The following is a 10873-nucleotide window of genomic DNA, read 5'->3' as shown; positions in this document are numbered from 1 at the left end:
ACAACCGTCTTTCCAGTCCGTCAGGCCGCCTCTCCAGCCCGTCACCACCGCCTCACCAGCGCCGGTGAAGGGGGTTCTAAGATTATCCAACCAAAGCCGCAAGGGGAAAATTCAACAATCCCTCAAAAAAGTTTCTTCCAAAGATTTCCGATTATATTTCAACACTTTAACTACACACCCCCGACCGTTCTGACCACCACACGCTCGCTGGTTCGCTCCGGACAGGACCCGCAAACCCGCAGTCCACAGGTTTACCCACAGACACGGGCGCGAGTCAGGCGGAATCGGAGCTGCTTCGCGCGAACGGATAGCGTGGCACTGGCAGCCGCGACAGCAGAAGGAGGCAGATGACCAGCAGATAAAGCAAAGGCTCGATCTGGAATCCCTTGGCCACCATCACATAGTGCAGACCGGCCAGAACAGCCGCCGGATAGACAAGACGATGCAGCTGGCGCCAGGCGGCTCCGAGAAGGCGCACCGAGGCGTTGTTCGATGTCAGGCCCAACGGCAGCAACAACACGAAGGCCGTCATGCCGATCGTGATATATGGCCGTTTCAGGATATCCGCCCAGATCTGCGCGGGCACCTGCACGTCCAGCACCAGCCAGACCAGCAGATGAAAGCTCGCATAACAGACGGTCAGAACGCCGATCGCCCGCCGGAACTTCATCAGGTTCAGCCCGACCAGACGTCGCAGCGGCGACACTGCCAGTCCCAGGATCAGCAACTGAAGGGCCAGCTCGCCATATTCATGTTCCAGCGCCTCGATCGGCTCGACGCCCAGTCCACCGGTCAAACCCAAATAGAACAGCCACGGCGCCGGCAGCAGGCCCAGCAGGTAAACCGCCCAGACCGGAACGCGCCTCAGGAACTGGTTCAGCTTGCTCATGGCTTTAATAATACTCGGACAGATCCATTCCGTCATACAGGCTTGCGACGTCAGACTCGTAGCCATTGAACATCAGCGTTGGCTGACGCTTGGCAAACAATCCGCCGCCGATGACCCGCTCAGAGGCCTGGGACCAGCGGGGATGATCCACGGTCGGATTCACGTTGCTGTAGAACCCGTATTCACGCGGGTTGGCCATGTTCCAACTGGTTGGCGGCTCGTCCTCGGTCAGGGTGATGCGTACAATCGATTTGATCGACTTGAAGCCATATTTCCAGGGAACCACCAGCCGCAGCGGCGCGCCGTTCTGATTGGGGATCGGGCGGCCATAGATACCCGTCGCCATGATCGTCAGAGGGTGCATGGCCTCGTCCAGCCGCAAGCCCTCGCGATAGGGCCAGTCCAGAACCGGATAGGCAACGCCCGGCATCTCATCCGGACGCAGCGCGGTTTCGAAGGCCACGTATTTCGCCCCCTCCTGCACACCAACCATGTTCAGCAGATCGGCCAGCTCGAACCCGTTCCACGGCACGACCATCGACCAGGCCTCGACACAGCGGAACCGATAGATCCGCTCTTCGATCGTCATCTCGGACATGATATCCCGGAAGTCGTACTCCCCCGGACGGTCAACCAACCCGTCGATTGTCACGCTCCATGGTTCGGTCTTGAGGGTATGGGCGTATTTCGAAGGGTCGTCCTTGCGAGTTCCGAACTCATAATAGTTGTTGTACGAGGTTATATCTTCCCAGCTGTTGGGCTCGGGCACGGCCTCGGCCTGCGCACGCCCGGCCATTGCAGCAAGGCCGGATCCGGCCAGCCCCGCCATAACCTGCCGGCGGTTTAGAAACGCCGCCCGAGGCGTGACGTCGGCATATGTCAAATTGTTGGTCCAGCGATGCGCCATCTTGGTCTCCGTTCCGTTTCAACCCCTGACCCGACCTAGCCCGGTCTTAGCACAGGACCAAGGCAACTTGCGTCACGATTGAGAGACGGGACTGTAACGAACCGGCCGCCCGCTGACGCCGGACCGACAAAATGGCCCGCCATTTCTGGCGGGCCTTTCCTGTTTTAACCAAGCCGCAGCTTAGTGCACGACGGCTTCGTCCGGGCGCGGGCGATCGCTGGTGCCCAACCGGTCGCCGATGATCAGGCCATCGGGTCCGGCAGTCACCGGCACGGTATCGCCGTCCCGGATTTCGCCGGCCAGCAAAGCCTCGGCCAGCGGATTCTGCAGGGCACGCTGGATCACGCGCTTGAGCGGACGCGCCCCGAAGACCGGGTCGTAGCCTTCGTTGGCCAGCCATTCCTTGGCGGCCTCGTCCAGCTCCAGCCGGATCTTGCGCGCGGCAAGCCGCTTCTGCAGGCGGGCCAGCTGGATGTCGACGATCGCAGCCATATCCGACCGTTGAAGCCGATCGAAGATGATGGTCTCGTCCAGACGGTTCAGGAACTCGGGCCGGAAATGCGCCCGGACCGCGTCCATCACGTCGCGCTTGGCCTGCGCCGTGTCGGCCCCTTCGGGCAACTGGCTCAGCGCCTGCGACCCGAGGTTCGAGGTCAACACGATCAGCGTCTGCTTGAAATCGACCGTGCGGCCCTGGCCATCGGTCAGGACACCATCGTCCAGCACCTGCAACAGCACGTTGAACACGTCCGGATGCGCCTTCTCGACCTCGTCGAACAGCACCACCTGGTACGGCCGCCGACGGACGGCTTCGGTCAGAACGCCACCTTCCTCATATCCGACATAGCCCGGCGGTGCACCGATCAGGCGGGCGACGGCGTGTTTCTCCATGAATTCGGACATGTCGATCCGCACCATCGCGTGTTCGTCGTCGAACAGGTATTCGGCGACGGCCTTGGTCAGCTCGGTCTTACCCACACCGGTCGGGCCGAGGAACAGGAACGAGCCCAGCGGGCGATTCTCGTCGTTCAGACCGGCCCGGGCCCGGCGCACGGCATTGGCCACGGCGCGCACGGCCTCGTCCTGGCCGACCACGCGGGCATGCAGCGCTTCTTCCATGCGCAGCAGCTTTTCACGCTCGCCTTCCAGCATCTTCGAGGTCGGGATACCCGTCCAGCGTTCGACCACGGCCGCGATCTGTTCGGGGCGTACCGTTTCCTTGGCCATCACAGCGTTGCTTTCCTGGCTTTCAGCCTCGGCCAGCTTGCGCTCCAGCTCGGGGATCACGCCATAGGACAGCTCACCGGCCTTGGCCAGATTGCCCTCGCGCTTGGCGATCTCCAGCTCGGCGCGCGCCTTGTCCAGCTGTTCCTTCAGCTCGCGGGCGCTGGCAAGCTTGTCACGCTCGGCCTGCCACTGGGCAGTCAGCTCGGCGGATTTCTCCTTCAGCTCAGCCAGTTCCTTCTGCAAGGCCTCAAGCCGATCTTTCGAAGCCGCGTCATCTTCGAGCTTCAGTGCCTCTTCCTCGATCTGGAGCTGCAAGATCTGGCGATCCAGCTGGTCCAGCTCTTCGGGCTTGCTGTCCACTTCCATGCGCAGACGCGAGGCGGCCTCGTCCACGAGGTCGATTGCCTTGTCGGGCAGGAAGCGGTCGGTGATGTAGCGGTGCGACAAGGTCGCGGCCGACACCAGCGCCGAATCCGAGATGCGCACGCCGTGGTGCAGCTCGTATTTTTCCTTGATGCCGCGCAGGATGCTGATCGTGTCCTCGACCGTGGGTTCCTGCACGTAGACGGGCTGGAACCGGCGGGCAAGGGCCGCGTCCTTCTCGACGTATTTGCGGTACTCGTCAAGCGTGGTGGCGCCAATGCAGTGCAGCTCGCCCCGCGCCAGCGCGGGCTTGATCAGGTTGGCCGCATCCATCGCGCCGTCGGTCTTGCCGGCACCCACCAGCGTGTGCATCTCGTCGATGAACAGGATGATCTCGCCAGCGGCCGCGGTGACCTCGTTCAGAACGGCCTTCAGACGTTCCTCGAACTCGCCACGGTATTTCGCACCAGCGATCAGGGCACCCATATCCAGCGCCAGCAGCTTCTTGTCCTTCAGCGATTCCGGCACGTCGCCGTTCACGATGCGGAGAGCCAGACCTTCGGCGATGGCGGTCTTACCCACACCGGGTTCACCGATCAGAACCGGGTTGTTCTTGGTCCGACGCGACAGAACCTGCATGGCGCGGCGGATTTCCTCGTCGCGGCCGATGATCGGGTCAATCTTGCCCTCGCGGGCGGCCTCGGTCAGGTCGCGGGCATATTTCTTCAGCGCGTCATAGCCTTCTTCGGCATTGGCGCTGTCGGCCGTGCGGCCCTTGCGGATGTCGTTGATCGCCTCGTTCAGCTTCTGGGCGGACACGGCACCGGCTTCCAGGGCCTCCTTGGCCTTGGATTTGACGATGCACAGCGCCATCAGCACACGCTCGACCGGCACGAAGCTGTCTCCGGCCTTCTTGGCGATCTTCTCGGCCTCGTCAAGAACCTTGGCGGTCTGGCCGTCCAGATAGACCTGGCCCGCGTCGCCGCTGACCTTCGGGATCTTAGCCAGGGCAACATCCAGCGCCTCGACCACACGCTCGGGCGCGCCGCCCGCACGTTTGATCAGGTTGCTGGCCAGCCCCTGATCATCATCCATCAGTGCTTTCAGAATATGCTCGGGAGCCAATCTCTGGTGTCCCTCGCGCAGCGCAACAGTTTGCGCCGCCTGCACGAAGCCTCGTGCCCGCTCGGTGAACTTGTTCAAGTCCATCATTCTCTCCTTTTCCAAGCGCCCAAGGTTTTTGCGCCCGCTCGGCGGCACGCTTAGTTCTGGGCCTCATTTATCAATTTGGGAAATGCCCCTGCCGCTTCAAGAGGGTGGCGGGTGAAAAAACGCTCAGCCGCGGGGAATCGTATAGACGGTATAGCCGCCGGTTTCGGCCACCTGCTCGGCATCAAGCGTCTCGACCAGCGACTGCGCGGCGGCGCTGCCGGTGGGGCACGACACGAGGTCAGCGGTGTGGTCCAGGAAATTGCCGGTAAAGGCGGTTTCACCGGTCAACTGGCACCAGTCATCTTCGGACCGATAGCCGCGGACGAGATACAAATCGTCATTGGTTGGGGGCGGCGCAGCGCCTGTTTCGGTTTGCGGCGGCGTGTCGGCACAGGCGGCCAGCGTGGCCATGACGGCCAGCGGAACAAGGTGCTTCATGGTCTGTCCCCTCGATGTAATTTTCGTTTCTGAATGGCGGCACCATAGCACAGTTGGGACAGCGCGGGGGAAACCACGCCCCCCCTGACCCGGTGCAGGGTTCAACCGCCTTCGATCTGCCGGATCAGCTTTTGCGCCTCGTCATCGCCCTGCCCGGCCGCGAGGCGAAGAAACCTCAGCGCCTCTTCAACTTCGCCGATTTCATGGAGCAATCGGCCGAACTTGCGCTGCGACTTCATATCGCCGAGCTTCGCGGCCCTTCCTCAGAACACGAAGGCCGCTTCCATATCCCGAGGCACGCCATCCCGCCCGTGATAGGTCAGAGACCCCAGATTGCGCAGCGCGATGACATCGTCCTGCTTGGCGGCCTGGAAATAATAGTCCAACGCCTGTTCGATGTCCTTGAAATAGCCGTTCTCGCCGGTTTCGTAGATGTAGCCCAAGCGCACCGCGGCATCGGTGCTCCCGTTTCGGGCCGCCATCTTCAGATAGTCGACCGCGCGCCGCATGTCGCGCGTGACATGCGTGCCTTCGCGGTAGAATGTGCCAAGCCGCAGCAGAGACTGCTCGTATCCGAGGAACGCGGCCCTTTCATAATAGTACAGCGCCTTGTCGAGGTCGGGCGCAACACCTTGCCCGTTCTCGTAGCCATACGCGACGTTGTGCATTCCCATCGGCAGACCGGTTTCGGCAGCCGCCATGTACCAGGCAAATGCAGTCACATCGTCCGCGGGAACGATCTTGCCATCGCCATAGAGCGTGGCGAGCGTGTTCATCGCCAGCCCGCTGCCCTCCATCGCGGCCAGCTCCGAGAACTCGAGCGCCATTTCCAGCTTGCCGCCCTTCATCAAAGCCCGACCAAAGGCGGCGACGACCTCGGCATCGACATTCTGGTTTTTCAGTAGCAGCTCGGCACAGGTCGCCATCGCATTCTCAGCGTCCATGTCCGCCCATTCCACCCCGTCGAAAAGCGGCGACTGGCCCGGAGCGGCGGCGACCATCAGGCACTCATATTCTCCGTCCGAATAGTCGGGCTCGTATGGTGGATCGTCGGGGTCGGGTTCCGGCCGGGGCCGCAGGTCGGAGACCCGCAGGCGTCGTTGCGGTTCTTTGGGGGCGTCGACCTCGGCCGGCGCCAGGGCCCTCCGGTCAGCCCTGCCAGCAGATCGCGCGCAAGTTGGGAATAGATCGAGCACTCCGCGTAGATCTCGGCAAAGCTTTGGATGGCTGCCGCCGACCTGCTGTCCTTGACATCCGCCCAGACCTGTCGGGCCTCGCCGCAATCCGTTTCACCGGCCCAGACTGCGCCCGCCCCGGCCAAAACAGCCGCCGAGGCGACCACACCAAACCGTATCATCCCGTATTTTCCTGCGTCTTTTCTTGTCTGATTGTGCCGCACGCTCTACAGAAGCGCCGATCCCGTCAAGCTTGAAAGGTCGAAACAATGCCCCAAACCGCCGATGACCGCCTGATCGTCGCCCTCGACGTCCCCAACGCGCTGGAAGGGCTGAAGCTGGCCGAGACGCTGGGCGACGCCGTTTCGTTCTACAAGATCGGCCTGGGCATGCTGACCGGGGGCGGGCTGGCGCTGGCCAACGAGCTTAAACAAGAACACGGCAAGCGCATCTTCCTAGACATGAAGCTGTTCGACATCGGCAACACGGTCGAGAATGCCGTGCGAGGGCTGGCGCAGTTCGATCTGGATTTCCTGACCGTCCATGGCGACCCCCACGTGGTGCGTGCCGCTAAGGAAGGCGCAGCAGGCAAGGATCTGAAGATTCTCGCGGTGACGATCCTCACCTCGCTGAACCGTGAAGATCTGGATGCCGGCATGATGAAGGCCGGCGACATGCAGGACATGGTGGTGGAGCGCGCGGCCCGCGCCTTCGAGGCCGGGGCCGACGGCGTGATCGCCAGCCCGCAGGAGGCCGCTCTGATCCGCGCCCTGCCCCAGTCCCAGGACCGACTGATCGTCACCCCTGGTGTGCGGCCCTCGGGGGCCGATCTGGGCGACCAGAAGCGGGTCGCCACCCCGGCCAGAGCGATCGCAGACGGGGCCGATCACATTGTGGTCGGACGACCGATCTATCGTGCCGAAGACCCCAAGGCGGCCGCGCGGTCGGTTCTTGAGGAACTGAAATCGGTGCCGCAGGTTTAAGCGCGGCACGCCTTCGCGCGGGGTCTTTTTCGCAGGAAGCGGCGCGCAACCGATTGACCTTGCGTCACTTTTCCCTCGTTCCGCGCCGAATTGTCCCTGTGCCCGAAAACACACATGCGAAACCTCGGTTTTGCCCGGAGCGTCAAAACCCTGTCAAAATAGGCATTTTCGCGCGATTCTGGGCCAGAGACACTCCCCGACGGACTGCGACTTCCTGAGGTCCGTTACCTCCCCCCGCGCATCGGCGGGGGGTCTTCTTTCTCCTTCCGGAACTCTTCGGCCAACCGCTTTGATCTGGCGCGCGGGCTACGATAGGGTACAGCTTCTGGTTCATCGTCATGCTGCGCATGGAGAATGTGATGCCCGGTCTCTGCCGCGATTGCCTGACCCGTCTGGGTGACGAACGGCGCTGCCCAACCTGCGGCAGCCCGCGGGTTCTGCGCCATCCGGAACTTTTCGACCTGACCATTGCGCATATGGACTGCGACGCCTTCTATGCCTCGGTCGAAAAGCGTGACAACCCCGAGCTGGCCGACAAGCCGGTGATCATAGGCGGCGGGCGGCGCGGGGTGGTGTCCACCGCCTGCTACGTGGCGCGCATCCGCGGCGTGCGCTCGGCCATGCCGATGTTCCAGGCGCTGAAGCTGTGCCCCGACGCGGTGGTGATCAAGCCGCGCATGTCGGTCTATGCCGAGGTCTCGCGCCAGATCCGCGCGATGATGGACGAGCTGACCCCGGACTTGGAGCCGCTGTCGCTGGACGAGGCCTTCATGGACCTGTCGGGCACCCAGCGCCTGCACGGCGCGCCGCCCGCGGTGATGCTGGCGCGGCTGGTCAGGCGGATGAAGGACGAGCTGGGCGTGACCGGCTCGATCGGGTTGTCGCACAACAAGTTCCTGGCCAAGGTGGCCTCGGACCTCGACAAGCCGCGCGGATTCTCGGTGATCGGCAAGGCCGAGACGGCGGAGTTCCTGCATGACAAGCCGGTGCGGCTGATCTGGGGGATCGGCCCGGCGGCTCAGGAGTCGCTGGAGCGGGCCGGCATCCGCACCTTCTCGGACCTGCTGCGTTGGGATCAAGAGGCGCTGACGGCACGGTTCGGCGCGATGGGCCATCGCCTGTGGCATCTGGCGCGCGGACAGGACAAGCGCCGGGTCTCGGCGCACACGCCGATGAAATCCATCAGCAACGAGACCACATTCTTCGAGGACACCTCCGACCCTGACATTCTGGACGGGCATCTGTGGCGGATGGCGGAAAAGGTGGCCGACCGCGCCAAGGCCAAGGCTCTGGCCGGGCGGGTGGTGACGCTCAAGCTGAAACGGGCCAACCACAAGATCCTGACGCGGCGCGTGTCGTTGCGCGACGCAACCCAGATGGCCGACCGGATCTATCGCACCGCGCGCGGCCTGTTCGATCAGGTCGGCGATCAGGGGCCGTACCGCCTGTTGGGTTGCGGCTTGTCAGATCTGTGTCCGGCGGAACAGGCCGATGCCTTGGGCGACCTGCTGGATCCCGGCGCCGCCCAGCGCAGCAAGGCCGAACGCGCTGCGGACGAGATCCGCCGCAAGTTCGGCAGCGATGCAATCGTGAAAGGGCGTGCGCTGCGCTAGCTATTCCGCGGCCAGACGCTCGGGCTGTGCCCCGATCCGGGCGATATCGGCGATCACCCGCGCCAGAACCGCGCGGAACGAGTCAAAGTCGGCGTTGGGTTCGATCGTAGATTCATCCATGTAGAGCGCGCGGTCGATCTCGATCTGTATGGCGTGCTGATTTCGCGCCGGACGGCCGTAGGTCTGCGTCACGTAGGCCCCCGCAAACGGCGTGTTGCGGACCACGGTCAGCCCGGCCGAGACAAAGGCCGCTTCGATCTGATCCACGATCACCCCCGAAGCCGACGCACCGAACCGGTCACCCAGTACAATCTCCGGGCGGCGCCCATGCGCGGTTCCGGCCAGGGCCACCGCCTCGTGCGGCATCGAGTGGCAGTCGACCAGAATCGCCTGCCCGAAGGAGCCGATCGATTCAGCCAGCAGTGATTTCAGCCGGGCGTGATAGGGCCGCCAATAGGTGTCGATGCGCAGACGGGCCTCATCCATGGTCAGCTTGCCGCTGTATATCGCGCGGCCATTTGCCACCACCCGGGGAATCACTCCCAACCCCGAGGCAACGCGCGGATTGTGCCCCGACCGGCGGGCACCCATGATCAAAGCCGGGTCAAGCTCGTCTGCGCTGCGGTTCAGATCCAGAAAGGCCCGTGGCATCTGCGCGGCGATCAGCGGCGCGCCGTGATCCGGGGCAGATGCAAAAAGCTGATCAACGAAGGCATCCTCGGACGAACGAATCACGTCGCGGTTCAGAATCGACCGCTCCAGGAAGGGCTGGGTATAGTTCCGGCCGCTGTGGGGCGAGGAAAACACCACGCACGAGCTGCGTTTCGCGGGCATTTCCAAAGCATATGCGGTGCTGTGCATGTCCACTCCCTCTTTCCGAACAACATAGACCGGAAAATTGTTCGACCAAACCCCTTGAACCCCTGCGCGACTCCTTTTATAGAGCGCTCCACCGGCGCGGGGTTCCGCGCCCCATTTCGTTCTGGGGCGGATCTCGCAAAGGGAAAGTGGGCGGTTAGCTCAGCGGTAGAGCACTTCGTTGACATCGAAGGGGTCACAAGTTCGATCCTTGTACCGCCCACCATCTGTTTCACTGTTTCGGGTCTGACCCGGGGCACCCGCTAACCCAGGCGCTGGCCCGCGCCGCAGGAACTGGAGATAGGCCATGAAGGTCAAGAACTCGCTCCGCTCGCTCAAGAACCGGCACCGCGACTGCCGGGTCGTGCGTCGCAAAGGCCGCGTCTACGTCATCAACAAGACGCAGCGCAAGTTCAAAGCCCGCCAGGGCTGAGGACGGCGAAACACCGTTTCAAGAAACCGCGCCTTTGGGCGCGGTTTTTTTTGTGCTCGATCTTCCCCGCGGCCCCGCCCGAGCCCCTTCCGCACGAGCCATGTGATGCAACAGACCGCCATCGCGTAGGGGGCTGAAGCGAACAGCGCGAATCCTGCCTGTATCGGCCAGCCGATGCCCAACCGTTCGAGTGAAAAGACCATGCGCTCCGCACGCTCCCGCAAATGTGGACCAACGCCGCGCATCCGCTCATCGGTCGTGAAACCGTCAAGATCCACGCTCATTGCAAGCAGTGCAAGATCAAGTGCGAAGTCGCGCCACCACGAAAAAAGGATGGTCAGACCGACGACGAGCAACAAGCCCCGGGTGAACCCGGTCGGAAAAAAGCGAGCAATCTGACGCAAAGCCAGACCGGCCCCGCGACAAGCCCGAAAAGCAACAGCAGCGTCACGGCTTCCAGCAACACTTCGACTATTTCGAGAGCCCTTCCGCCATTTGCGCCGAACCGACCTGACGCCGGCGCTTGCCGCTGTCCGGCGGAGCGGCTCTACCAATTGGCTCCAACATGGTTAACGAACTGGTCAACCCCCACGAGCGCCGCGGCATTTTTGACCAAGTAATTTTGTCAGATTTCCTTGCATCTCGTCCGAAATCGTTTAATTGAGCAAATCAGTCGGGAAATACCCGCTCCTGAGATTCGACAACTGGGACCAACACAGATGAAAACCAAGCGCTTTATCGCCGCCGCCCTGTCGGCCCTGATCGCCGGATCGGC

Annotated in this window: 11 protein-coding genes and 1 tRNA gene; 5 read left to right on the top strand and 7 right to left on the bottom strand. The window is 62.9% G+C overall.

Annotated elements, in window-relative coordinates:
- Positions 1–274: 274 nt before the first annotated feature.
- The 6 genes from msrQ to AC2FM3_RS17255 form a co-directional block, all read right to left on the bottom strand.
- On the bottom strand, positions 275–889 hold the full coding sequence (gene msrQ / locus AC2FM3_RS17280) for a protein-methionine-sulfoxide reductase heme-binding subunit MsrQ (protein ID WP_496684319.1): 615 nt from the start codon (positions 887–889) through the stop codon (positions 275–277).
- Between the two features lie 4 nt (positions 890–893).
- Positions 894–1796, bottom strand: a complete 903-nt coding sequence (msrP, locus tag AC2FM3_RS17275; protein WP_496684317.1) for a protein-methionine-sulfoxide reductase catalytic subunit MsrP — start codon at positions 1794–1796, stop codon at positions 894–896.
- 180 nt (positions 1797–1976) lie between these two features.
- Complete coding sequence (gene clpB / locus AC2FM3_RS17270; RefSeq protein ID WP_496684314.1) at positions 1977–4595, bottom strand: ATP-dependent chaperone ClpB; 2619 nt, start codon at positions 4593–4595, stop codon at positions 1977–1979.
- A 126-nt stretch (positions 4596–4721) separates the two neighbouring features.
- On the bottom strand, positions 4722–5036 hold the full coding sequence (locus AC2FM3_RS17265; protein ID WP_496684311.1) for a hypothetical protein: 315 nt from the start codon (positions 5034–5036) through the stop codon (positions 4722–4724).
- A 263-nt stretch (positions 5037–5299) separates the two neighbouring features.
- Entirely contained in the window at positions 5300–6037 is a 738-nt protein-coding gene (locus AC2FM3_RS17260) for a tetratricopeptide repeat protein (protein WP_496684308.1), read from the bottom strand.
- Positions 6037–6393 (bottom strand): hypothetical protein, encoded by a 357-nt coding sequence (locus AC2FM3_RS17255; RefSeq protein WP_496684306.1) that lies wholly within the window; start codon positions 6391–6393, stop codon positions 6037–6039. The genes AC2FM3_RS17260 and AC2FM3_RS17255 overlap by 1 nt, the downstream gene beginning before the upstream one ends.
- Before the next feature lie 87 nt (positions 6394–6480).
- On the opposite strand from AC2FM3_RS17255, the gene pyrF reads away from it, so the two are divergent.
- Together pyrF and AC2FM3_RS17245 are read left to right on the top strand one after the other, a co-directional pair.
- Positions 6481–7194, top strand: coding sequence for an orotidine-5'-phosphate decarboxylase (pyrF, locus tag AC2FM3_RS17250; RefSeq protein WP_496684303.1), 714 nt, complete (start codon positions 6481–6483; stop codon positions 7192–7194).
- Between the two features lie 359 nt (positions 7195–7553).
- A complete protein-coding gene (locus AC2FM3_RS17245) occupies positions 7554–8807 on the top strand; it encodes a DNA polymerase IV (RefSeq protein ID WP_496684300.1) in 1254 nt (417 codons plus the stop codon).
- Here AC2FM3_RS17245 and AC2FM3_RS17240 read toward each other — a convergent pair whose 3' ends face one another.
- Complete coding sequence (locus tag AC2FM3_RS17240; RefSeq protein ID WP_496684297.1) at positions 8808–9668, bottom strand: N-formylglutamate amidohydrolase; 861 nt, start codon at positions 9666–9668, stop codon at positions 8808–8810.
- Between the two features lie 148 nt (positions 9669–9816).
- Between AC2FM3_RS17240 and AC2FM3_RS17235 the strand changes: the two genes are divergently transcribed.
- The 3 genes from AC2FM3_RS17235 to AC2FM3_RS17225 all read left to right on the top strand — a co-directional run bounded on the left by AC2FM3_RS17235 (position 9817) and on the right by AC2FM3_RS17225 (position 10718).
- A tRNA-Val gene (locus AC2FM3_RS17235) sits at positions 9817–9891 on the top strand.
- Between the two features lie 81 nt (positions 9892–9972).
- On the top strand, positions 9973–10098 hold the full coding sequence (gene ykgO / locus AC2FM3_RS17230) for a type B 50S ribosomal protein L36 (RefSeq protein ID WP_005648635.1): 126 nt from the start codon (positions 9973–9975) through the stop codon (positions 10096–10098).
- A 224-nt stretch (positions 10099–10322) separates the two neighbouring features.
- A complete protein-coding gene (locus AC2FM3_RS17225; protein ID WP_496684294.1) occupies positions 10323–10718 on the top strand; it encodes a hypothetical protein in 396 nt (131 codons plus the stop codon).
- Positions 10719–10873: the final 155 nt, after the last annotated feature.

The organism is Ruegeria sp. BHSB172 (genome assembly GCF_059613165.1).
This window is presented reverse-complemented; position numbering and strand designations above follow the sequence as displayed.

Coding starts and splice junctions, on each gene's coding strand:
- msrQ (WP_496684319.1), bottom strand. CDS start 889: ATGAGCAAGCTGAACCAGTTCCTGAGGCGCGTTCCGGTCTGGGCGGTT.
- msrP (WP_496684317.1), bottom strand. CDS start 1,796: ATGGCGCATCGCTGGACCAACAATTTGACATATGCCGACGTCACGCCT.
- clpB (WP_496684314.1), bottom strand. CDS start 4,595: ATGGACTTGAACAAGTTCACCGAGCGGGCACGAGGCTTCGTGCAGGCG.
- AC2FM3_RS17265 (WP_496684311.1), bottom strand. CDS start 5,036: ATGAAGCACCTTGTTCCGCTGGCCGTCATGGCCACGCTGGCCGCCTGT.
- AC2FM3_RS17260 (WP_496684308.1), bottom strand. CDS start 6,037: ATGGTCGCCGCCGCTCCGGGCCAGTCGCCGCTTTTCGACGGGGTGGAA.
- AC2FM3_RS17255 (WP_496684306.1), bottom strand. CDS start 6,393: ATGATACGGTTTGGTGTGGTCGCCTCGGCGGCTGTTTTGGCCGGGGCG.
- pyrF (WP_496684303.1), top strand. CDS start 6,481: ATGCCCCAAACCGCCGATGACCGCCTGATCGTCGCCCTCGACGTCCCC.
- AC2FM3_RS17245 (WP_496684300.1), top strand. CDS start 7,554: ATGCCCGGTCTCTGCCGCGATTGCCTGACCCGTCTGGGTGACGAACGG.
- AC2FM3_RS17240 (WP_496684297.1), bottom strand. CDS start 9,668: ATGCACAGCACCGCATATGCTTTGGAAATGCCCGCGAAACGCAGCTCG.
- ykgO (WP_005648635.1), top strand. CDS start 9,973: ATGAAGGTCAAGAACTCGCTCCGCTCGCTCAAGAACCGGCACCGCGAC.
- AC2FM3_RS17225 (WP_496684294.1), top strand. CDS start 10,323: ATGTGGACCAACGCCGCGCATCCGCTCATCGGTCGTGAAACCGTCAAG.